Source organism: Aliigemmobacter aestuarii, from assembly GCF_004799285.1.
Lineage (GTDB): Bacteria > Pseudomonadota > Alphaproteobacteria > Rhodobacterales > Rhodobacteraceae > Aliigemmobacter > Aliigemmobacter aestuarii.
Window position 1 is genome coordinate 1,360,962 of sequence record NZ_SSND01000001.1, and the last position, 21,668, is coordinate 1,382,629.

At 64.3% G+C, this 21,668-nt stretch carries 20 protein-coding genes; 15 read left to right on the forward strand and 5 right to left on the reverse strand.

What is annotated here, in order from left to right; genetic code table 11:
- The 6 genes from rfbB to E7811_RS06705 all read left to right on the forward strand — a co-directional run bounded on the left by rfbB (position 1) and on the right by E7811_RS06705 (position 7,332).
- Positions 1-1,050, forward strand: a complete 1,050-nt coding sequence (gene rfbB / locus E7811_RS06680) for a dTDP-glucose 4,6-dehydratase (protein ID WP_136393749.1) — start codon at positions 1-3, stop codon at positions 1,048-1,050.
- Positions 1,047-1,892 carry a dTDP-4-dehydrorhamnose reductase gene (gene rfbD, locus E7811_RS06685; protein WP_136393750.1) on the forward strand — a complete coding sequence of 282 codons (846 nt, stop codon included), beginning with the start codon at positions 1,047-1,049 and terminating at the stop codon, positions 1,890-1,892. The genes rfbB and rfbD overlap by 4 nt, the downstream gene beginning before the upstream one ends.
- Positions 1,889-2,770, forward strand: a complete 882-nt coding sequence (gene rfbA, locus E7811_RS06690; RefSeq protein ID WP_136393751.1) for a glucose-1-phosphate thymidylyltransferase RfbA — start codon at positions 1,889-1,891, stop codon at positions 2,768-2,770. Before rfbD ends, rfbA begins: the two co-directional genes overlap by 4 nt.
- 132 nt (positions 2,771-2,902) lie before the next feature.
- Positions 2,903-5,041, forward strand: coding sequence for an HAD family hydrolase (locus tag E7811_RS06695; RefSeq protein WP_136393752.1), 2,139 nt, complete (start codon positions 2,903-2,905; stop codon positions 5,039-5,041).
- Positions 5,038-6,615 carry a glycosyltransferase gene (locus E7811_RS06700; protein WP_136393753.1) on the forward strand — a complete coding sequence of 526 codons (1,578 nt, stop codon included), beginning with the start codon at positions 5,038-5,040 and terminating at the stop codon, positions 6,613-6,615. Before E7811_RS06695 ends, E7811_RS06700 begins: the two co-directional genes overlap by 4 nt.
- A 102-nt stretch (positions 6,616-6,717) precedes the next feature.
- Positions 6,718-7,332: a hypothetical protein gene (locus E7811_RS06705; protein ID WP_136393754.1), complete on the forward strand. Its 615-nt coding sequence runs from the start codon at positions 6,718-6,720 to the stop codon at positions 7,330-7,332.
- 78 nt (positions 7,333-7,410) lie between these two features.
- On the opposite strand, the gene E7811_RS06710 is transcribed toward E7811_RS06705, so the two are convergent.
- A complete protein-coding gene (locus tag E7811_RS06710; RefSeq protein WP_168732940.1) occupies positions 7,411-8,166 on the reverse strand; it encodes a sulfotransferase family protein in 756 nt (251 codons plus the stop codon).
- A gap of 44 nt (positions 8,167-8,210) precedes the next feature.
- Positions 8,211-9,083, reverse strand: a complete 873-nt coding sequence (locus E7811_RS06715; protein ID WP_136393756.1) for an FkbM family methyltransferase — start codon at positions 9,081-9,083, stop codon at positions 8,211-8,213.
- A gap of 178 nt (positions 9,084-9,261) precedes the next feature.
- Between E7811_RS06715 and E7811_RS06720 the strand changes: the two genes are divergently transcribed.
- From E7811_RS06720 to E7811_RS06760, 9 genes are all read left to right on the forward strand, one after another.
- Positions 9,262-10,128, forward strand: a complete 867-nt coding sequence (locus E7811_RS06720) for a hypothetical protein (protein ID WP_136393757.1) — start codon at positions 9,262-9,264, stop codon at positions 10,126-10,128.
- A gap of 4 nt (positions 10,129-10,132) precedes the next feature.
- Positions 10,133-12,607: a glycosyltransferase gene (locus E7811_RS06725; RefSeq protein WP_168732941.1), complete on the forward strand. Its 2,475-nt coding sequence runs from the start codon at positions 10,133-10,135 to the stop codon at positions 12,605-12,607.
- Between the two features lie 121 nt (positions 12,608-12,728).
- Complete coding sequence (locus E7811_RS06730; RefSeq protein WP_136393759.1) at positions 12,729-13,343, forward strand: ribonuclease D; 615 nt, start codon at positions 12,729-12,731, stop codon at positions 13,341-13,343.
- Entirely contained in the window at positions 13,324-14,304 is a 981-nt protein-coding gene (locus tag E7811_RS06735; protein WP_136393760.1) for a KpsF/GutQ family sugar-phosphate isomerase, read from the forward strand. The genes E7811_RS06730 and E7811_RS06735 overlap by 20 nt, the downstream gene beginning before the upstream one ends.
- A 4-nt stretch (positions 14,305-14,308) precedes the next feature.
- On the forward strand, positions 14,309-14,914 hold the full coding sequence (gene lptC / locus E7811_RS06740) for an LPS export ABC transporter periplasmic protein LptC (RefSeq protein ID WP_136393761.1): 606 nt from the start codon (positions 14,309-14,311) through the stop codon (positions 14,912-14,914).
- Positions 14,915-14,930: 16 nt separating this feature from the next.
- On the forward strand, positions 14,931-15,422 hold the full coding sequence (lptA, locus tag E7811_RS06745; protein ID WP_136393762.1) for a lipopolysaccharide transport periplasmic protein LptA: 492 nt from the start codon (positions 14,931-14,933) through the stop codon (positions 15,420-15,422).
- Positions 15,422-16,180, forward strand: a complete 759-nt coding sequence (lptB, locus tag E7811_RS06750; RefSeq protein WP_136393763.1) for an LPS export ABC transporter ATP-binding protein — start codon at positions 15,422-15,424, stop codon at positions 16,178-16,180. The genes lptA and lptB overlap by 1 nt, the downstream gene beginning before the upstream one ends.
- Before the next feature lie 235 nt (positions 16,181-16,415).
- Positions 16,416-16,991, forward strand: a complete 576-nt coding sequence (gene hpf / locus E7811_RS06755; protein WP_136393764.1) for a ribosome hibernation-promoting factor, HPF/YfiA family — start codon at positions 16,416-16,418, stop codon at positions 16,989-16,991.
- 32 nt (positions 16,992-17,023) lie between these two features.
- Entirely contained in the window at positions 17,024-17,488 is a 465-nt protein-coding gene (locus E7811_RS06760) for a PTS sugar transporter subunit IIA (protein WP_136393765.1), read from the forward strand.
- 58 nt (positions 17,489-17,546) lie between these two features.
- Here E7811_RS06760 and E7811_RS06765 read toward each other — a convergent pair whose 3' ends face one another.
- Genes E7811_RS06765 through E7811_RS06775 form a run of 3 tightly spaced genes read right to left on the reverse strand, consistent with a single transcriptional unit; the run spans position 17,547 to position 21,662 of the window.
- A complete protein-coding gene (locus E7811_RS06765) occupies positions 17,547-18,947 on the reverse strand; it encodes a nodulation protein NodH (RefSeq protein WP_342773334.1) in 1,401 nt (466 codons plus the stop codon).
- A gap of 7 nt (positions 18,948-18,954) precedes the next feature.
- Complete coding sequence (locus tag E7811_RS06770; protein WP_136393767.1) at positions 18,955-20,655, reverse strand: DUF5927 domain-containing protein; 1,701 nt, start codon at positions 20,653-20,655, stop codon at positions 18,955-18,957.
- Positions 20,652-21,662, reverse strand: a complete 1,011-nt coding sequence (locus E7811_RS06775; RefSeq protein ID WP_136393768.1) for a glycosyltransferase family 2 protein — start codon at positions 21,660-21,662, stop codon at positions 20,652-20,654. The genes E7811_RS06770 and E7811_RS06775 overlap by 4 nt, the downstream gene beginning before the upstream one ends.
- Between the last annotated feature and the right edge of the window lie 6 nt (positions 21,663-21,668).

Genomic DNA, 21,668 nt, shown 5'->3' on the forward strand with positions numbered 1-21,668 from the left:
ATGAAACTTCTGGTGACCGGTGGGGCTGGGTTCATCGGGTCGGCGGTTGTCCGGCTGGCGGTGGCGCGGGGGCATCGGGTGGTGAACCTGGATGCGCTGACCTATGCGGCCTGCCTCGACAACGTGTCCAGCGTGGCAGACAGCCCGCTTTACGCCTTCGAACATGCCGACATCCGCGACCGGGCGGCGCTGGACCGGATTTTCGCGGCCCATGCGCCCGATGCGGTGATGCATCTGGCCGCCGAAAGCCATGTCGACCGGTCGATCGACGGGCCGGGGGATTTCATCGAGACGAACATCACCGGCACCTACAACATGCTGGAGGCCGCCCGCGCCCACTGGACCCGCGCGGGGCGGCCCGCCGCGTTCCGGTTCCACCACATCTCGACCGACGAGGTATTCGGGTCCCTGCCGCCGGACCCTGCGGTGAAGTTCACCGAAGACACGCCCTACGACCCGCGCAGCCCCTATTCAGCCTCGAAGGCGGCGAGCGACCATCTGGTGCGCGCCTGGCACGAGACCTATGGCCTGCCGGTGGTGCTGACGAACTGTTCCAACAATTACGGCCCCTATCACTTTCCCGAAAAGCTGATCCCGGTGGTGATCCTGAACGCGCTGGCGGGCAAACCGCTGCCGATCTACGGCGACGGGTCGAACGTGCGCGACTGGCTTTACGTCGAGGACCACGCCGACGCGCTTCTGACCGTCGTCGAACGGGGCGCGGTCGGGCGCAGCTACAACATCGGCGGCGAGAACGAACGCACGAACCTTGAACTGGTACGCACGCTTTGCAGCATCCTTGACCGGCTGAAGCCCAGGGCCAGCGGCAGCTATGCCGACCAGATCACCTTTGTCACCGACCGGCCCGGCCATGACGCGCGCTATGCGATCGACCCGTCGCGCATCGGCGCCGAACTGGGCTGGCGGCCTTCGGTCACGGTCGAGGAAGGGCTGGAGCGCACGGTGCGCTGGTATCTTGAGAACGAGGCCTGGTGGCGCCCGCTTCAGGCGCGGCAGGGCGTGGGCGAACGGCTGGGGACGAAGGCATGACGCTGCTGGTCTTCGGCAAGACGGGGCAGGTGGCCCGCGAACTGGCGCGGATCGCGCCCGAGGCGCGGTTCATGGGCCGCGACGAGGCCGACCTGATGCAGCCCGATGCCTGCCAGGCGGCCATTCTTGCGGTGCGCCCCGACCTGGTGATCAACGCCGCCGCCTGGACGGCAGTGGACCGGGCCGAGGTAGAGGAGACGGCGGCAGGGGTGGTGAACGGTACAGCGCCGGGCGCGATGGCCGGGGCCTGCGCCCGGCTGGGCATCCCGTTCCTGCACGTCTCGACCGATTACGTCTTTGACGGCGCGGGCGACCGGCCTTTCGCCCCCGATCATCCGACCGGCCCCCTGGGCGCCTATGGCCGCACGAAACTGGCCGGAGAGGCGGCCGTGCGCGCAAGCGGTGCGGCGCATCTGATCCTGCGCACGTCCTGGGTGTTCTCGGTGCATGGGGCGAACTTCGTCAAGACGATGCTGCGGCTTGGCGCCGAACGCGAAAGCCTGACCGTGGTGGCCGACCAGATCGGTGGGCCGACCCCGGCCGCCGGCATCGCCGCCACGCTTCTGGCCTGCGGTCGTGCGATGCGCGCGGGCCATCCGGGTGGCACACATCACTATTCCGGCGCGCCGGACGTGTCCTGGGCCGAGTTCGCCCGCGCCATCATGGCCGAGGCCGGACTGTCCTGCGAGGTGCGCGACATTCCTTCGTCGGACTATCCGACCCACGCGCGGCGGCCGCTGAACTCTCGCCTCGACTGTTCGTCGCTGGAACGCGGGTTCGGGATCGGGCGGCCCGACTGGCGGGCGGCATTGCGCGATGTGATCAGGGAGCTTGCAGCATGACGACGGGACGCAAGGGGATCATTCTGGCGGGTGGATCGGGAACGCGGCTCTGGCCGATCACGATGGGCGTCTCGAAGCAGCTTCTGCCGGTCTATGACAAGCCGATGGTCTATTACCCGCTGACCGCGCTGATGCTGGGCGGGATGCGCGAGATCGCGGTGATCACGACGCCCGAGGATCAGCCCGCCTTCCTCAGGCTTCTGGGGGATGGCTCGCAATGGGGCCTGAGCCTGACCTATATCGTCCAGCCCTCGCCCGACGGGCTGGCGCAGGCCTATCTGCTGGCGCGCGACTTCCTTGACGGGGCGCCCTCGGCGATGGTTTTGGGTGACAACATCTTCTTCGGGCATGGCCTGACCGAGATGCTGCAGATCGCCGACCGGCGCGACGGGGGCACGGTGTTCGGCTATCACGTCGCAGACCCCGAACGCTATGGCGTGGTGGATTTCGACGATCAGGGCCGGGTCAAGGCGATCGTCGAGAAACCGGCGCGCCCGCCGTCGAACTTCGCCGTGACCGGGCTTTACTATCTTGACGGCGAGGCCCCCGACCGGGCGGCGCAGATCCGCCCCTCGCCGCGGGGCGAACTGGAAATCGTGGACCTGCTGGAAACCTACCGCGCCGAAGGGCGCCTGCAGGTGGAACGGATGGGCCGCGGCTATGCCTGGCTTGACACCGGAACCCACGGCAGCCTGCTGGATGCCGGAAACTTCGTCCGCACGCTGGAAGAACGCCAGGGCCTGCAGATCGGCAGCCCCGACGAAATCGCCTTCCAGAACGGCTGGATCACCGCCGAAGCCCTCGCCGCAAGGGCGGCGAAGTTCGGAAAGAACGGGTATGGCGCCTATCTCAAATCGCGCCTGAAAGAGATGTCGTGAAACACCGTCGCAGCGGTCTGCAAGGGCTGGCGGACTTGACGCCAGCGAACCCGAGGGGATAAGTGCGGCTCACGTAAACCCGCCCCGCTGAGGCCGTCGGTCACGGCACCCGCAACAGCAAACGGTTCAAAGTTGCCCGCATCGCTCCTGAAATCCACGGCGGCAAAGCTGTTTCCGGAACGGGCGGCGCGCTATGCGGCGACACGGCGTTTCGCGGCGGTCCGGCGGGACGAAAACAACTTTGTCCACCCGGACGAGATCGCGGACCTTGCCGCGCCGCATGACGTGGTCAGCTTCGATTTCTTCGACACGATCGTGACGCGGAAGATCGCGCTGGAAGAGGTTCACGCAAAGACGGCGGAGTTTGGCGAACGCTATGCCCGCGGCGACGACGGGCCCCTGCCCGCCGGTCTGCTGGCCCATTGCCGCCACCGGTATCAGGAGGCGGTCAAGGCGCGCGGCATGGCATCGACCAGCCGTTTCCGAAACGAGGTTGACCTGGCCGAGGTCTTTGACGGTGCGCTGGCCCCCTATATCCGGGATGCGGACCGGCGCCGCAGGATCATCGATGCGCTGATCGCGCATGAGGTGGAAACCGAAAAGCGCGTCCTGTCGGTCGATCCGGGCATGGTTGCCGCGCTGACGGCCCTGCGCGCGGCGGGCAAGACCGTGATCCTTGTGTCCGACATGTATCTGGCCGAGGCTCACATCCGGTCGATCCTCGACCATCTGGGCATCGCGGCGCTGTTCGATCATGTCTATGTGTCCTGCACTGTCGGCGTGACGAAGGAAAGCGGCCTGCTGTTCGGCCATGTCGACCGTGAACTGGGGCTGGAGGGTCGGCCGCGCATCCATTTCGGCGACAACTGGAACAACGACGTGGCCCAGCCCCGGCGCATGGGCTGGGAGGCGCGGCACTATTTCCGCCGCGAAAACGAGGAAACGAAGGCCCGCCTCGATCTGGAAGCGCGCCTTGGGGGGATCGACCCGGAACGCGCGCTGGAAATGCTGCTGTCCGATGTCCTGCCAGGCGGGCCGGAGGATACCGTGCGCATGACCGGGGCCGCGTTTTCCATCTTTGCCCGCCGCGTGTTGCAGACGGCGGTGCGGGGCGGATACGACCGCATCCTGTTCCTGACCCGCGACGGGACCGTCTTTCACGAACTGATCCGCCATTACATCGACGGCAGCGGCGCGGCGGCGATCATGCCCCTGCCGAAGATGGAGGATCTGGCCTTCAGCCGCCGCAAGGGCGTTGTGCTGAACTATCCCGACCTTGAGGACCCCGCCTGGGAAGGCTTCCTGAACTTCAACGTGCGCTGGCTGACCCATGCCGAACCCACGCTTGCCGCGATCTTGCAGACGTTCTCGGTTCCGGGCGGTGAACTGGGCCTTTCGGGTGACGGCGAACGCTTGACCCTGAACGGCGAAGACGTGGCGGGTATCCCGCTCGATCTGCTGCGCGACCGTCCCGACCTTGCACAGCCCCTGCACGCGGCGCTGGCGCGGCGGCGTGACATGATGCGGGACTATCTGGACCAGATGGACCTGTTCGACCGGAACGAAAAGCTTATGCTGGTGGATATCGGCTATTCCGGCACGGCCGCGAAGGCGATTTCCGAACAGATGTTCATACGGGAGGCGAAGGGCCAGACGGTGGCGTCGCGCATCTCGATGATGCTGATGGCGGCGAACCGCTATTACCAGGGCAACCTGCGCCAGCTGCATCCGCGCGTCACCATGTATCCCGGCACGCTGATCGACACGCGCGACTGGACGCATCGCGCGGTGGCGGCGAATTTCTCGTGGCTGGAGCCTTTCGCGGTGGACCGCAACCGCGGCAGCCTGCAGGACTTTGCGCAGGATGCCGAGGGCCGGATCCTGCCCAGGTTCGCGCCGGGCAGCCCCGCCGCGCCCGGCGCCCCCGACCGGGCGCGCCTGTTCGCCGCCGCGACCGCTTATGAAGACGCCCTGCGCGTCGCCCGCCTGCCCGAGGCCGAGGCCGACCGGCGCATGACCGACAGGTTCATCCGCAATTTCCTTTACCCCGACCGGTCCGCCGTGACCGCGATGGAAGGCCTTTCGCATCACGGCGGTCTGACCGAAGTTGCCGAGAAGGAGGTGATCATGCGGATCCGCCCCCATCGCATGATCCATGACCTGCGCGCCTGCCATCAGCAGGACAAGTGGCTTCAGGGCAGCCTGCGTGCAAGCGGGCTCGGCTTTCTCATCCCTCTACTGAACCGCATGATCGGCCTGGCGACACGATGAAGATCCTGATCTATAACTGGGTACAGTTCGATAATCCGTTCATGCAGGGCGGGGGCGTCACGCTCTACCTGCGCAACGTCATCGAAGAGCTTCTGCGCCGGGATGACGTCGAGGTCTATTTCCTGTCGTCCGGCGACAAGTACGGGATGTTCGGCCGCAAACCGGCGATCCGGCAGACGAAGAACGCCTATGATACCCCCAGGCTCAGGACGTTCACGCTGTGGAACTCGCCGGTGAAGGCCCCGGCGCATGACGCCTTTCACGCCATCGACACCTGGCTGGACGATCCGGTGACAGCGCGCCTGATCGCCGATTTCGCGCGGCAGCACGGGCCGTTCGACGCCTTCCACATCCACAATCTGGAAGGGATCAGCGGCAAGGTCCTGTCGCTGGAAAAATCCGACACCGGAATCCGGCGGCTGTTCTACACGATCCACAACTACATGCCCGTCTGCCCGCAGATCGAGCTTTTGTACGATGGCCGCCTGCCCTGCACGGATTACCACGACGGCGCGCGCTGCGTCGGCTGCATCGCGCACAACAACCGGATGAAAGACCTGATCCGGTTTCACCGCATGGGGGGCTGGATCAAGGGGCGGGGACTGGCCGGGCATCCGCTTGGCGGCTTCCTGTTCGACATCTACGCCGGAACCCGCGCCTATGCGAAGGCCGCCCGGAACCTTGCCCGCGACATCCTTGGCGGGCTGCGCAACGGTTTCCGCAACTGGCATTTCCGCCCGCGTCAGGACGTAGGCACACGCCACGGATGGGAGCCTGACAGTTCGGTCAAGCCACCGCGCATCCTTCCGCTCGACCTGCCGGAAGACCGCGCCGAAGGCTATCGCCGCTGGCGCGAGACGAACGGCGCCGCGCTGCGCGACAATGCCGACGGGGTTTTCGCGGTATCGGACCTTGCCCGCGACAGCGCGATGCGTTTCCTGCCCGAAGGATCACGGGTCGAGACGCTGACGCTGCCGATCGACATCGAGGTTTCACCCGAACGGCGGGCGAAGATCCGGGCCGAACGGCAACCGTCCGAGGCCGGGGTGACGCTGTCGTTCATCGGCTATGACATTCCGTCGAAGGGACTGCCCTTCCTGATCGACGCGCTGTCCGAAATCGACGATCCGTGGTACCGCGAGAACGTGAACCTGTTGATCGTGGCGCGCTTCGGCGAACATCGCGCGCGCCAGTTGCGGCAACTCGAACACCGGTTCAGGAACCTTCGGATCGTGCCGGCCTATGCCCGCAACCAGTTGCTGGGGCTGTCGCAGCAGATCGACCTGAACGTCGTGCCCTCGATCTGGTGGGAAACGTTCAACCAGGTGACGGTGGAACTGGCGCGGCTTGGCGTGCCGTCGCTCGTCTCGTCGAACGTGGGCGCGAAACAGACGCTGCCGCACCCGGAAACATTCGTCTTCCGCGCCGGTGACGCCGCCGATTTCCGCGCCCGGCTTGATCCGCTGGTCAGGGACGCCGCCCTGCGCCAGAGCTTCTTCGATGCCGAACTTGCCATGCCCTCCGTCGCCGGGCATGTCGATGAACTCATGCGGCGCTATGGGGGCGGGGTGTGACGGCACCGTACCGCCGATCGCCGTGAAGATGCTTGCCTCGACCGTCCGGGGCCGTTACGAACCGCGGAACATATCCGCTGCGAAAAGATTGGGTCAGACGAAATGAGCCGCACTTCCGCTCTCATCATCAGGGGTAAACCGGTCACCGAAGGGCCGCGCACCTACATCGCCTATGGCGCGATGCGCGGTGGCACCACGATGGTGGCAGGCGTAATGCGCGGGCTGGGCATCTTCCTTGGCGACAATCTTGACGAGAACAACCAGGAAAGCGCGGATTTCCACGACAAGCCCGTGCCCGAGATGGTCGAAGCGATCAAGCGCAACAACGAGGCGCATGACGTCTGGGGCTGGAAATTCCCGAATGCGGCGGATTATGCCGACAGGCTTTGGCCGCACCTGCGTGCGCCGCACCTGATCTGCGTCTTCCGCGACAGCGTCGCGAACGGTCAGGGCCTGAACCGCTGGCACCCCTACGGCCCGATCCCGGCGATCCAGGAAAGCATCCTGCGCCAGCAGCGGAACATCAACCTGATCGCCACCCGCGCAGGCGCGCCCGCGATCCTGATCTCGTATGAAAAGGCCGAACGCAACAAGCGCGAATTCATCGAGGAATTCAGCGCGGCCCTTGGCCTGAAGGCGGATCATTCGAAGTTCGACTTCGAAGGCTTCATGGAGGCCAGCGCCTACAAGAAGTTTGACGAATTCGTCAAAGGCTGATCCGGGGCCTGGCCTTCATTGGCCCCGAAACCTGCGTAGCCGATGACACCCGACGGCCGGGCCCAAATACCGCGGCGGTCACGCCAGCAACGCATCCTCGATCCGCGTGCCGTAGCCGAACTGCGTGAAATCGGCAGCATAAATCGACTGGACGAGCGCGATCTCGGCCGGGCCATAGTGGCTGTCGATCTTGCTTCCGGCGTCCGAGGCGTGGTGCTTGCCGAAGCTCTGGTAATCCTCGGTCGAGCTGTCGTCGTAGAACCGCCGCTTGAAGGTCTGGAAATCCTCTCCGAACCGTTCGAACCGACCGATGTAGTCCATCTGCAAACCGCCGACGCCACCGGTCAGCCGCCTTTGCGTCATGTAGTGGATGTCGCGCATCCGGTCTTCGATCCCGGACAGGCGTTCCAGGAATTCCAGGAAGGTCGGACGCGCACCGGGTTCGAATCCGAAGATCGGCAGGTGGCGCTTGCGTTCCCATTCATTCGTCACGAGCTTGTCGAGATAGGCCGACAGGACCCGCGTATACGGGTTCCGGCAGAAGGTGAAACGACGGTAACCGGCGCCAAGGACCGCCTTCGCATCCTCATCCTCAAGCGTGCTCAGCTGCCTGAGCGGCGACAGGCTGCGGTCATGCACCGCGCCTTTGGACGGCAGCACCATTTCGCCACCGACATATCGGTCCATCATGTATTTCTTGATCGACGTGCAGGCGACCTTGGGCGTCTCGAAATAGGCGATCCGGCGGACATCATCGATGCTGACGGTGTAGTTCCACGTCGGAAAGCGGATTCCGTAGCGCAGGTTGATGGCACGCATGGTTTCTGGGGTCATGATCGGATGAGGCCCTTCGGACGCTTTGGTCATGTCATTGGTCGTCAAATCGGGGCGCTCCCTGCATGGCTTTCCCCCACATACCAGTCATCCCAACGGCTCAGGTCGGGGCGCCAGCGGGTGTAGCCGCGGGATTGCAGCAAGGTCAGGATCGCCTCGCGCTTTTCCGTCTCGCCGGCATGTTCGACGCTGATCAGGCGGAAGGACCAACGATCGAAATCCGTGGTGCGCAGGATCTCGTATTCCGATCCCTCGGTGTCCAGCGACAGATAATCGACGACCCGGGGTGCGCCCTGGCTTTCCAGCAGGTCGTTCAGCGAAATGGTGTTGACCGCAAACCGGGTCTGGCGGTCACGGTTGCCGTTGCGTTCGTGAACGTCATCGGGAACGATCCCGGCGATGCGCGACAGTTCGGGCATCTGGTCGGCGCTGAGGAATTCCACCACCTCGCCGCTGCGGGCGGCAACGCAATCGGTGCAGATCCGCGCCGTCCGGTTGCGCTTCAGCGCCTCGTGCCAGACCGGGTTCGGCTCTGCAAGGATCCCGGTCCAGCCATAGGCGCGTTCAAGAAGAAGCGTATTGCTGAGCTTCTGCCCGTCGCAGGCGCCGAATTCGACGAAAAAGCCGCCGCGCTTTTCGCCCAGCATGTAAAGCGCCCAAAGGTCCTGCAGGATCTGGGCGTGGCTATCCTTCAGGCGGGGCAGGCAGAAGGCAAAGAATTCCAGCATGTCGGCATGCCGGAACGACGGATCGGCGCGCTGCGCATCCAGAAGCCCGATCAGCAGATTGCGCAGGAAATGCGCTTCAAGCGGGCGGGCGGCATCGGTGCGGCCATGCAGGCAATTCTCGACCCCGGCAAAGGCGTTGCGGGCGAACCATGCCGTTTCATACAGCAGTTTTTCGTTCAGTTCCGCCATACGGCCATCAACCTGCAAGAAACGCCCAATGCGCCTTTGCCTTCTGCATGATTGCCCGTCATGTGGCAAGGCCCGCAGGGCAAATGCAGGTTGCGTGCAGGGGTCGGTTCAGCTATCGCAAATGCGCCCGCGCCTGTTGTCCGGGCGCGCTTCGTCACTGGTCAAGGTCCGTTGTCAAATGATTGAACGCTTTGGCGCCATCGAAGACGCGATGCACAGGGCGAAGAATTTCGATGCCTTCTTCGCCTCGTCCTTCGCGGATGACCTGATGGATCGTCTGGAACAGCGGATGAACCATGCCGATGTCATCTCGCTCGACGTGTTCGACACCGTTCTTCTGCGCGACGAGAAAAGCGAACTGTCGCGGTTCCGCGACGTGGCGGAACGCTTTGCCGGACGGGCCGAGGTGCGCGAGGCGGCGCCGGACCTGACCATGCGGGCCTGCCTTGTCGCGCGGCTTTATTGCGCCGCGACGGCCTATCAGCTTTCGATCAAGGTGAATGGTGCGACCGAAGGCCGGCTGAACGACATCGCGCGCAACATGATGGTCAGCCTGCGCCTACCCGCGGAGATGGCCGCGCTTTGGATCGCGACCGAGCTTGAGGTGGAACGCGAACAGCTTCGCCCGTCGATCTTCGCCGATGCGCTGATGGCGCGGGCGATGGGCGCGGGAAAGCAGGTGATCCTTGTCTCCGACATGTATCTGGACCAATCCCAGATCGCGGAATTGCTGACGGCCTGCGGGCTGGAAACGGCGCGCTATACCCGGCTTTTTTCCAGCGCGGACACCCATGTGAACAAGCGCAGCGGCACGGTCTTTCCGATGATCGCCGAGGAAATGGGCCTGCATCCGTATCGCTTCCTTCATCTGGGGGATTCCCTTGTTTCGGATTTCCAGCGCCCGTCACAGGCGGGCTGGTGGGCGCAGCATCTGCCGGTGCCCGATATGATGACCCACGCCCGAATCAGGGACCATCATGCCACCTGCGAGGCGGTGTTCGGTCGCCCCGACTATCCGCTTCCCATGTCCGTGCCGAGCCTGTAGCGCCATGAACAAACACATCGCAACGCTGGGGCCGGTCTTTCTGTTCTGGATTTCCCAGCTTCACGACAAGCTGGCCTACCTGCACGACACCCGCGGCTACAAGGCGCTTTACTGCGCGCGGGCGGGCAAGCGCATCCAGGACCTGATGGATGCCTACACGGGGGGAAACGCCCCCTTTTCCGGTGATCTGTTCGGGATTTCGCGGATCGGGGCCTGTAAGGTAAGCGCGGGCGATCCCGCGATGTTCAAGACGGTCTATCGCGTCACGGCGGAAACGCTGAACCACGTCTCGCTGGCGGATCTTTGCAAGGCCTATTTTCAGCACAGCTGGGACGAAACCCATCCGCAGATGGCCGCGCTTGCCCGGCTGTCGCAGCGGTTCGATGAACCGAACTTCCGCGCGTTGATTGCCGCGAACGACCCGGCCGCGCGATATTTCCGCGACACAATGAACCAGAACCGCGAGGGCCTTCGGCAGTGGTTCCGCGAAAATCTTGGCGACCTGTCGGGCTATGTGCTGGTTGACAGCGGCTGGAAGGCATCCATCCAGGCGCTTCTGGCCGAGGCCTATCCGGAATTCGGCTTTCTCGGGCTTTATTTCGGTGTCATGGATACCCGCCCGCTGGAAAACCGCTTTGGCGTCATCTTCGACAGCCCGACCTATCAGCCCGGCCGACCGTCAACCGTATTCGCCCTGCACCGCCACCTGGTCGAATCCATCCTCGAACCCAATGCACCCAGCATCGAGGACACGCTTGGCGGCCCGCAGGATGCGCTGGCGCGCGCGCAGCTTGAACAGGTCCGCAACGAAACGCCCGATCCGGTGGCCGACCGGCTGTTCCTTGACCTGCGGGATTACATCGCCGCGAACGCGGGCAAGCCCATCGACCAGATCGAGGCGGACTACCGCGCCGCCCTGCCGCGCGTGGCCGACCTGCTGATCTATCCCGATCGCGAGGATGCGGTGGCGCTGGCCGGAAAGGACCGGTCGGTGGATTTCGGCCGCGAAGGCGCGATCCCTGTTCTGGCCGACGATACCGATTGCACCCCAGACGAACGGATTCAACGGTCGCTCTGGCCTCAGGGGCAGATCGCGCTTGAATACGAAGGGGCGACGGCCCGCCGCCTTCAGGCCATGGCCTCGGGCGCGCAGGACCGGGACTATTTCGCCAGCCACGAAAAGACCGACAGCGCCGCATCGGCACCTTCCGACAAGCCCGCCGGTTGGGAAGGGTCGGTCGCCATCGTGACGCGGACCAAGAATCGCCCGCTTCTGTTCCGCCGTGCTGCGGCCTCGGTAGCTGCACAGACCTACCGCAACTACCGCTGGGTCGTGGTGAACGACGGCGGCGATGTGGAGCCGGTCCGCGCGATCATCGGAAAATCGGGCGTCGATCCGCGCCTGATCACGCTGGTCAGCAACCCCCAAAGCGTCGGGATGGAAGCCGCGTCGAACATGGGCGTCCGCGCGGTCGATACGGAATATGTCGTGATCCACGATGACGACGATGCGTGGGAGCCGGATTTCCTTGCCGCAAGCGTCAGCTTCCTGAAAAGCCCGCGCGCCGCCGCGGCCAGGTTCGAGGGCGTCCTGTCGCGCGCGTGGCGGGTGTCGGAACAGATCGTCGGCGACCGGGTCGTGATCCACAAGACGGAACCCTACATGACCTGGGTATCCGAAGTGTCCTTGGCCCAGATGGCAGTGGGCAATTTCTTTGCCCCGATCAGCTTCCTTTATCGCCGGTCGGTCTATGACGCCATCGGCGGCTACGACGAAAGCCTGCCGGTGCTGGGTGACTGGCGCTTCAACCTCGACTTCCTGCTGCGCGCGAACATCGGGTTCCTTGACCGGTATCTGGCCTACTACCACCACCGCGACATGGGCGACAGCAGCAAGGATGGCGTCTACGCCAATTCCGTTGTCGGCGGGCAAAGCCTGCATGCGCAGTATTTCTCGGTCGTGACGAACGGCATCCTGCGCGATCCGGAAACCCCGCCCGCCATGGCGGCGGTCATCGCCAACGGGCATCTCCAGCGCATCATGGAAATGAATTTCCGCAATTCCGCAAATGACAGGAACAAGGCGCTGCGGCAACTGATGGACGGGGCTTCCGACGCCACGGCAAAGGCTCCCTCCGGTCCCGCGTCCCTGCCCAAAGAGGACGCCGATTACATCCGGGCATGCATCCGCCGGGCCATCCCTCTTTCCCCATCGCCGCGCAAGCTGTTCTCGCGCCTGCGCTGGACGGGCCGCGTCGAAAACATCGAACAGCCGCATGAACGGATGAAGTGGCTGCCGCGCGTGCTGCACCTGATCCCCAGCCCGCCGGATTTCGATCACATCGCCTATCTTCGCGACCATCCGGAAATCTGGGCAACAGTCTACAACGGCCCCGATCAGCTTCTGCCCTATCATCACTGGCTGATGGAAGGCATCGATCTTGGATACGAACGCCCGCGACTGAAGGCAGGGGCGTGACGCGCAGTCGCGCGCCCTTCCGTCCTGCCCGCCGCCTTCACGGGCGACCGCGCCGCAGTTGACCGCAAAGGGCCGTGGGGCTATCCCCTCGGCAGCGCGGCAGCCTGCAAGGACAAGACACTTGGCCATCCATCTGCATCAGAACGACCTGCCCGACGGGCTGGACCTTGGCCCGGTCGTGGCCATCGACACCGAAACCATGGGCCTTGACCCGCGCCGCGACAGGCTGTGCGTCGTCCAGTTGTCCGCAGGCGATGGTAATGCGCATCTGGTGCAGATCGCCCGCGGCCAGACCCGCGCGCCCAATCTGGAACGGCTGTTGGCCGACCCGGACATGTTGAAGCTGTTCCACTTCGGTCGCTTTGACATCGCGGCGCTGAAACGGGCTTTCGGGGTGACGACCGCGCCGGTCTGGTGCACCAAGATCGCATCGAAACTGGTGCGCACCTTCACCGACCGGCACGGGCTGAAATACCTTCTGATGGATCTGGTCGGCGTGGACGTGTCCAAGCAGCAGCAGACGTCAGACTGGGGTTCGGAAACCCTGACCGAGGCACAGAAGGACTATGCCGCATCGGATGTGCTGTATCTGCACCGGCTGAAGGCGGAACTTGAGGCGCGGCTGATCCGCGAAGGCCGGATGGATCTGGCGCAAAGGTGCTTTGACCACCTTCCCACGCGGGCCGAACTGGACCTTCTGGGCTGGGGCGACGAGAATGACATCTTCCACCACTGATTTCCTCGCCACGGGTTTCCTTGCCACCGGCCGCCGCGTCATTCGCCGCGAGGCCGAGGCGCTGGCCATGCTGGCCGATCATCTTGGCGACAGTTTCGCGCAGGCGGTCGAGATGATCCTTGCCGCAGAGGGCCGGGTGATCGTCTCGGGCATGGGCAAGTCGGGTCATATCGCGCGCAAGATCGCCGCCACGCTGGCCAGCACGGGCACGCCCGCGCAATTCGTCCATCCGGCCGAAGCCAGCCACGGCGACCTTGGCATGGTGCTGAAGGGGGACGTGGCGCTGGTCCTGTCGAATTCGGGGGAAACCCCGGAACTGGCCGACATCATCGCCCATACCCGGCGCTTTTCCATCCCGATGATCGGGGTGGCGGGGCGCGAGGGATCGACCCTGCTGCGGCAGGCGGATGTGGCGATCCTTCTGCCGCCCGCGCCCGAGGCCTGCGATCAGGGGATCGTGCCGACGACCTCGACCACGATGACGCTGGCACTTGGCGATGCGCTGGCAATCGCGCTGATGGAACACCGGGCCTTCACGCCGGAACATTTCCGCGTCTTCCATCCCGGCGGCAAACTGGGCGCAAGGCTGGCGCGCGTGCGCGACCTGATGCACGACGACCTTCCTCTGGCCACCGCCGACACCCCGATGAGCGAAGCCTTGCTGACGATGACGCAAAAGGGCTTTGGCGTTCTTGGCGTGGTCGACGAAAGCGGCCATCTTCGCGGGGTAATCACCGATGGCGACCTTCGGCGGCACATGGACGGGCTTCTGTCCCACAGGGTGGCCGAGGTCATGACCCCGAATCCACGGACCATCGGCCCCGATCAGCTTGCCGAAAAGGCCGTCGCCGTGATGAACGAAAAGAAGATCACATCGCTTTTCGTGGTGGCACCCGGAACGGACGCGGCCCCGCTTGGCCTGATCCATATCCACGATTGCCTGCGCGCGGGCGTGGCCTGATCCGGTGGCCCGGTTCGACAACACCCATTCCCGGATCGTGGCCTGGCTCAAGGTCATCCTGCCCCTCGCGGCGCTTGCCATCCTGTCGTCGCTTTTCCTGATCTCGCGCCGGATCGACCCCGAGGCGGCGATCCCCTATGCCGATGTCGACGTGGCCGAACGGCTGCGCGAACCGCGGATGACCGCACCCACCTATTCGGGGCAGACATCCGACGGCGCCGCGATCGTCGTCAGTGCCAGCGAGGCGCGGCCCGATCAGGGCGAAGGCGCGGGTGCCGCTGGCCTTCAGGCCGAACTGACCACACCCGACGGAGCCAGCACCAGGTTCGAGGCGGCAACAGCGCGGGTGACGCCCGACCGAACGGTTTTGTCGCTTGAGGGCGGTGTGCGCATCGCCTCGTCATCGGGATACGACCTGACGACCGACAGCCTGACCGCCGCGCTTGACCGCACGCGGTTCGAAAGTGCGGGAGCCGTGCAGGGAAGCGGCCCGATCGGGACGCTGACAGCGGGACGGATGGTCCTGACACAAGAGCCGGGGCGCCCGCAGTCTTACGTTCTTGTTTTCACCGACGGCGTGAAGCTGATATACCTGCCGCCATCACCATGATCCCGCCGAGTTTCCGATGCATCCCGTCCTGAAAGCCTTTTGCCTGATCTGCGCGCTGTCCTCTCCGGTGGCGGCGCTTGCGCAGGGCGCGACGGTGGCCTTCGGCGGGCTGAAACAGGATACCTCGCTGCCCGTCGAAATCTCGGCCGATCAGCTTTCGGTCAATCAGGCCGACGGTTCGGCCACCTTTGCGGGCAACGTCCTTGTGGGCCAGGGCGAGATGCGCCTTTCGGCCGGATCGGTCCGGGTCGAATACGGGCAGGACGGCAAGTCGATCACCCGGTTGCACGCCACCGGCGGCGTGACGCTGGCCAATCGGACCGAGGCCGCGGAATCGCGCGACGCGGTCTATACAATCGCCACGGGCGAGGTCGTGATGACCGGCGATGTGATGCTGACCCAGGGGCAAAGCGCGCTGTCGGGGCAGAAACTGGTCATCGACCTCAAGGCCGGAACCGGGGTCATGGAAGGGCGGGTTCAGACGATCTTTGTTCCCGGCGGAAACTGATGGCGCGCCCGGACCTGACCGTGACCGATGGCAACGCGGGCCTGCATGTGCGGGGCCTGCGCAAAAGCTACAAGCGCCGCCCGGTCATCCGCGACGTGTCGATGCACCTCAACCGGGGCGAGGTCGTGGCGTTGCTTGGCCCGAACGGATCGGGCAAGACGACCTGCTTCTATGCCATCGCCGGGCTTATCACGCCCGAAGGCGGGCAGGTCCTGATCGACGGGCGCGACGTGACGGCGCTGCCCATGTATCGCCGCGCCCGGCTCGGCATCGGCTATCTGCCGCAGGAAGTGTCGATCTTCCGCGGCCTTTCGGTCGAGGACAACATCCTGGCCGTTCTGGAAATCGCCCAACCCGATCGCCACAAGCGCCGTGAACGGCTTGAGGAACTGCTGAGCGAGTTTTCCATCACCCATCTGCGCCGTGCACCCGCGCTGGCGCTGTCGGGCGGGGAACGCCGCCGGGTGGAAATCGCCCGCTGTCTGGCGGCCGACCCGAAGTATCTGCTGCTGGACGAACCCTTTGCGGGGGTCGACCCGATCGCCGTAGGTGAAATCAGGCATCTGGTGGCCGATTTGAAGGGCCGCGGCATCGGCGTCCTGATCACCGACCACAACGTTCGGGAAACGCTGGAAATCGTCGATCGGGCCTACATCCTGCATGACGGCCATGTGCTGATGTCCGGCACGACGGATGAAATCGTGCGCGACGAAACCGTGCGCCGGGTCTATCTGGGCCAGAACTTCCGGATGACCTGAGGCAGCCTGTCGCGCAGCGTGACGATTGCGTGACGATCCTGTTGACAAATGCCCCCCGCCTGCCGCCAAATGAAAGAGATGCGTGCGTATTTCGCCTTGATCCGGACTGCGGCCCGGGCAGCTTTCTGCCCCCGGAATCGGTCGATCCGGCCTTTCAAGGCTCCAGAAAAAATCAACCGGCTGGTAACCCTGCATGCCGCAGGGTGCTCCATGCCGTAATCGCGAAGGAGGAGCCATGCGTTACCAGATCAGTGGAAAACAGATCGATATTGGTGAGGCACTTCAGACCCACGTCAAGGCCGAGCTTGGCGAGGTTGTCGAAAAATACGCACAACGCCCGACCGAAGCGATCATCGTCTTTTCCAAATCGGCGCATGAATTCATCTGTGAAGCGACCATCCACCTGTCGACCGGCCTGAACGTGGCCGCGAAGGGCCATGCGAACGAAATCTATGCGGCCTTCGAATCCTGCCGCGAAAAGATGGACAAGCAGCTCCGCCGTTACAAGCGCCGCCTGCGGGACCATCATCGTGACCGTACGGCACCGGTTGAATTCGATGCCGGTTCCTCTTATATCCTCGCCCCGACCGAGGAGCCCGAGGATGCAGATGCCGCGACGCTCCAGCCGATCGTCATCGCCGAGATGGAGACGAAGATTCCTTCGATCACCGTCGGCGAGGCCGTGATGCAGCTGGAGCTTGGCGGGCAGCGCATGCTGGTGTTCCGCAACGAAGGACATGGTGGGGTCAATGTCGTGTATCGTCGTGATGACGGAAACATCGGCTGGATCGACCCGCGCAACAGCAAGTGACGCCGGATTGAGGCGCGGGAAAACGTGATCTGATGGACCTTTCCAAAGTTTTGATTCCCGGCGCGGTTCGCGTTGTCGGTCAGTTGACCAGCAAGAAGCGCCTCTTCCAGGAACTGGGAGAGGTCGCCGCTCAGGCGCACGGGATCAATGCCGCGATGGCGATCGACGTGCTTCAGGAACGCGAAAGCCTTGGCCCCACCGGTGTGGGCCACGGCATCGCCCTGCCGCACGGCCGTCTGGAAGACCTCGATCACATCATCGGCGTGTTCCTGCGGCTGGAAAAGCCGCTGGACTACGATTCGGTCGACCGGCAGCCGGTCGATCTGGTGTTCGGCCTGTTCGCCCCCAAGGATTCGGGCGTCGATCACCTGAAGGCGCTGGCTCTGGTCAGCCGCACGATGCGCGATCCCGCGATCACCGCAACGCTGCGCGCCAACAACGACCCGGCCAAGCTGCACGCGATCCTGACGGAAAACCGCACACCCCAAGCTGCCTGAAACGGGCGGCCTGAAACCTGAAACGCATGGCCTGAACCATGCCGGCGCGATCCGGCGGTCAGCCGGTGACGTCGGATGCGGCGCCGAACCCGAAGGCCATGTAATCGCGCTGATAGGCATCGCGCGCGGCATCCTCGACCGCGCGGTCCACTATCGCGGCAAGGCCCTGCAGGGACGGGTCATCCGCATTCAGGGCCGGGGGTGCCACCCCGACCTCGGCACTGAGCCAGGCAAGCCCCTCGGCAAGGCGCCCTTCCCGCAGGACGGCATCGGGGCCGTGAAAGCCCGCAAAGCCCTGCAAGCCCGCGGCCTGCGTCGCGATCGGCGCGTGCAGCTTGACCGCCGTCTGGTTTGAAACGGCCATCTTGCAGAACCGCAGGAAATCCAGAAAACCCGCCTGCTGCGCCTCGGTCGGGGCGTCCGGGGGTGGAACATTCATCCGATAGGTCTTTTCCATCGCGATCCGCACATCGGCAAGGCCCTGCCCCGCCTGCATGTGGCGCCAGACCCGCCAGGCCCGCGCCACGGGATGCGAAATCACGGTGAAGCTGCGGTGCGGCAGATGGGACCGCTTCCACTGGCGCAGGGTCTTTTGCACGAAATCGCGCTGCACCCCGCCCGCGCCAACCCGTGAAAGCCAGTCGATCACGATGGCCTCGGGCCCGCCGCGCAACGGCATGTAAATGAGCGGCGCCCCGGCGGCGGCCACGAAACTCGGGATGGCGGCCGACCGGCGAGGTTCGAAGTTCGGCGTCCGGGCCAGATTGAAACGGTCAAGCCGGGCAAGCGCCTGTTCCATCTCGTCGGGGTTCAGGACCTTGTCGCCGATCTCTTCGGGGTTTTGCTTTTTCAGCGTCTGGTCCGGCGCGGCCAGCGCACCTTCGACCCCAAGGAACCGCGCAAGTCCATTCAGGACATCGACATCCTGAATATCCTCGTAGTCGATGTAGAAGGCCGTCTGCCCGGTGACCTGCAATCCGTGCAGAAGCCGGATCTGGAACTCCTGCAGATCCGCCAGATGCCGTTCGAATTCCGCCGCATCGAAAGGGACACGGGCGGATTTCAGGTTCTTCGCATTGGTCAGCTTCCACTGGCCGGTGTTCTGCGCGATCTTCCAGGACACATAGCTTTCCACCGGATTGCGGGTCAGGATGATCTTGGCACAGGCCGGATCGTTCAGGACCATGTCGCAGACGCGAGGGTCGTGATCGTGGAAATAGCGAAAGCCCGCCAGCCCTTCGGTCGCGGCGCGCATCCTGTCCAGCATCGCCGCCGGGTCGCGGGCACGGGCGGCCATGTCCATCCCGAACATCTCGGTCTGGTCCTTGCGGCCGATGAAATGGGGGTTGAACACCTCGCCGTGGCAGGTCACGCCGGGCATCGCGTTCAGGTTCGCCTCAAGGAAGTTCGACCCGGTGCGCATTTCGGCGAACATCACGAAACTGGTGAACAGTGTCATCAGCGGGTCACTTCACCAGATAGGGGCGACCGCGGCGGGCCGGGCCTTTCGGCCGCGTATCATCGCCCACCGGGAAATCACCCATCAGCGTGGGCTGCATGCCCTGATTGCGCAGGTTCTGAAGGAACTGGCCAAAGCCTGCCAGGTCGGTCATGCAGGGCGCCTCGGTCAGGCGACGCGTGGCGCGCGGGCTGATCTCGTCGACGATGGTCTGCAAGGGTTCCATCGGGTTGTCGACGAATTCGGCCAATGTCCAGATCCGCACCCGCGCCTTTGATTCCAGCGCCCGCAGGACGTTCAGGTGTTCGGCCTCGACCTTCTGCAGATACGCGGCCTCGCGCCGGATCTCGCCGAAATTCCGGTTCGACTTGAACAGCGGAATCGCCCAGGCGCCCGAGATGACCGAGATCTGCGCGTTCGGGTCGCGCGCCAGGAATTCGCCGATCCGCTGCGCATCGCGCGGCCCGAACTGGAAACACTGCCGTTCGCCCCGCGTGTTCCAGATCAGGTTGCACAGAAAGCTTTTCGGGTTGTAGTCGCGCAGGCTGGCACTGTCGGACATCGCGCCGTTATAGATCGTCTCGCCGCCGGCGTAATGAACCCGGTCGGGTCCGAACAGATGTCCATGCACGCGGGTTCCGGCCACCTTGCCAAGCCAGATCTCGAAATTCTCGAACAGTTCGGCGAAGCCTTCGAAAACCGAATAGGGCGCGGCGGTCTTGCCGTTCTCCCAATCGAGGTTCGGAAACCGGCTTTGCATGTAAAGCCCGCCGCGCCCCTTGGTCCGCCGCTCCACCGCCTTGGCGAAAAGCCGGTCGATCTTTCCGGGATTGGGTTCGGCCGCCGGGGCCGAACCGCCCTCGGGCGACAGGAAGGCACCATAAAGCTTGTCCGCGTCCGGCCAGATCTTGCGCGCCACAAAGCAATCCGACCGCCGCAGAAGTTGCAGGTGGTCATCATAGAAGATGTGCGGCTTGCCCTGGAAATCGAACTTGGACAGCGTCAGAGACCGGCTTTCCACAGTGCTGGACACAAGGCGCACCAGCGTCTGGAAATAGCTTTCGTCCGGAATCCAGACCCGCTTGAAATAGCGGTCATGGGCCGGGCGTTCCGGATCGTCGAGGATCGCCGACAGCGTCTGACGGGTCAGGCACCACCACTGGCTGCCCAGGTGGGGCACGATCCCGTCCGGGATGCGCCGCTTGAACCCGATCTGACGTTGCAGGCGGACATAGCCATCGAACAGCCGCCGCTGCCTGCGCCAGGAAAACGGAAAGCGCAGCGTGAACCGTTCGATGTTCAACCCGCCGATCGTCCAGCCGACATCCTCGGTCGTGACGCTTTCGATGAAATCGGTGCGCGGGCGTTCATCCAGGTAGGCCACAAGCTCGGACACCGGACGCAGCGGCAGGCAGGACCCCGAGGCAAGAAACACATGCCTGACATCCGCGAATTCGCGCAGCATGATGGTCGAGGCCGCCTGCGTTGCCGCCACGATCCCCCAGGTGCCCCATTCGCAGGCGAAACGGGCGGAAAAGCGGATATTTTCCAGATCGGCCAGATCGGCCATCAGCCCGTCATAGGCCTGCCGCTTCACGCGGGCATCGACGTGGATCACCACCGGGCAACCCGACGTCGCCCAATGGCGCGCCACCTGCGCGGCACGGTCCAGCGCGGTGTGGCACAGCATGACAAATCCCACCGTCATGCCCAGTTCCCCTTCGACATCAGGCCGAGGATCTCAAGCTGGCGCCAGTTGATGTATTTCTCGCTCCACTTGCACCACAGGTCGGGGCTTTCGTTCAGCCCGGCCTTGTAGGCCTTGTATTCGTGGCTGTTGGCATAGTGCTGCCGGCGTTGCAGTTCCTCTTCGGCCTTGGCCGCGAAGGTATCGAGGAACTTTGCATGCAAAAGCGCCCCGCTAGCCTTTTCGCCCCCCCATTCGTCATAGACAAGGTTGAGCCCCCGCGGCAGCAGCATGTGGGTGGAGCTGACATAGGCATATTCGCGCCGCCATCGCACCAGCGGGATCTTGTTCAGCGCGGGCGACCGTTCCGGCGCATCGGCGAAGAACACGCGCGCCCGCGGCCCGCCCTGGATCCACAGGTTGCCGAAACGCTTGTTCTTGGCCAGCGTGTAGTTTCCGCTGTCGAACCATTGCGCGATCTCGAACGGGTCCTGCCCTTCGCGATAGGGCTGTCCGCCGATCGGCCCCTTCGGGTACATGTCTACCAGCATCGCGCTGAAGGATTTGATCGACGAGGCATCGAGCCAGTCGCACAGGGCCTTCAGCGGCCGGGTGTCGCAGAACGGATAGATGAAGAATTCATCCGGATCGACGACCAGCGTCCAGTGGTTGTGGCCATAGCGCGATTGCAGCCAGTTCAGCCAGTCGACCCCGAAGCGCGACCGCTTGTAGCTGGCCTTCGTGGTCCAGAGCGAAACGTCGGGCTGTTCGGCCAGATATTCGCGCGAACCGTCGTCGCTGTCATTGTCTACGATCAGGAAGTGGTTGATGCCCAGGTCACGGTAATAGCGCAGGAAATAGGGAAGCCGCACCTTTTCGTTGCGCATGGTCGAGAACAGCAGGATGTCGGTCGGCCGGATAAGGCTGGTGCGATTGGAGAATGGACGCAGCTCCCTCCGCTTCAGGAAGGCGCGCGCACGCCAGCGCTTTCTTGCCAGACGAAGTCTGTATGTCGCCCAAAGACCCAAGCGTCA

Excerpts from the sequence above, each read along its gene's own strand:
- rfbB (WP_136393749.1), top strand. The coding sequence starts at position 1 with ATGAAACTTCTGGTGACCGGTGGGGCTGGGTTCATCGGGTCGGCGGTT.
- rfbD (WP_136393750.1), top strand. The coding sequence starts at position 1,047 with ATGACGCTGCTGGTCTTCGGCAAGACGGGGCAGGTGGCCCGCGAACTG.
- rfbA (WP_136393751.1), top strand. The coding sequence starts at position 1,889 with ATGACGACGGGACGCAAGGGGATCATTCTGGCGGGTGGATCGGGAACG.
- E7811_RS06700 (WP_136393753.1), top strand. The coding sequence starts at position 5,038 with ATGAAGATCCTGATCTATAACTGGGTACAGTTCGATAATCCGTTCATG.
- E7811_RS06705 (WP_136393754.1), top strand. The coding sequence starts at position 6,718 with ATGAGCCGCACTTCCGCTCTCATCATCAGGGGTAAACCGGTCACCGAA.
- E7811_RS06710 (WP_168732940.1), bottom strand. The coding sequence starts at position 8,166 with ATGACCCCAGAAACCATGCGTGCCATCAACCTGCGCTACGGAATCCGC.
- E7811_RS06715 (WP_136393756.1), bottom strand. The coding sequence starts at position 9,083 with ATGGCGGAACTGAACGAAAAACTGCTGTATGAAACGGCATGGTTCGCC.
- E7811_RS06720 (WP_136393757.1), top strand. The coding sequence starts at position 9,262 with ATGATTGAACGCTTTGGCGCCATCGAAGACGCGATGCACAGGGCGAAG.
- E7811_RS06725 (WP_168732941.1), top strand. The coding sequence starts at position 10,133 with ATGAACAAACACATCGCAACGCTGGGGCCGGTCTTTCTGTTCTGGATT.
- E7811_RS06735 (WP_136393760.1), top strand. The coding sequence starts at position 13,324 with ATGACATCTTCCACCACTGATTTCCTCGCCACGGGTTTCCTTGCCACC.
- lptA (WP_136393762.1), top strand. The coding sequence starts at position 14,931 with ATGCATCCCGTCCTGAAAGCCTTTTGCCTGATCTGCGCGCTGTCCTCT.
- lptB (WP_136393763.1), top strand. The coding sequence starts at position 15,422 with ATGGCGCGCCCGGACCTGACCGTGACCGATGGCAACGCGGGCCTGCAT.
- hpf (WP_136393764.1), top strand. The coding sequence starts at position 16,416 with ATGCGTTACCAGATCAGTGGAAAACAGATCGATATTGGTGAGGCACTT.
- E7811_RS06760 (WP_136393765.1), top strand. The coding sequence starts at position 17,024 with ATGGACCTTTCCAAAGTTTTGATTCCCGGCGCGGTTCGCGTTGTCGGT.
- E7811_RS06765 (WP_342773334.1), bottom strand. The coding sequence starts at position 18,947 with ATGACACTGTTCACCAGTTTCGTGATGTTCGCCGAAATGCGCACCGGG.
- E7811_RS06770 (WP_136393767.1), bottom strand. The coding sequence starts at position 20,655 with ATGACGGTGGGATTTGTCATGCTGTGCCACACCGCGCTGGACCGTGCC.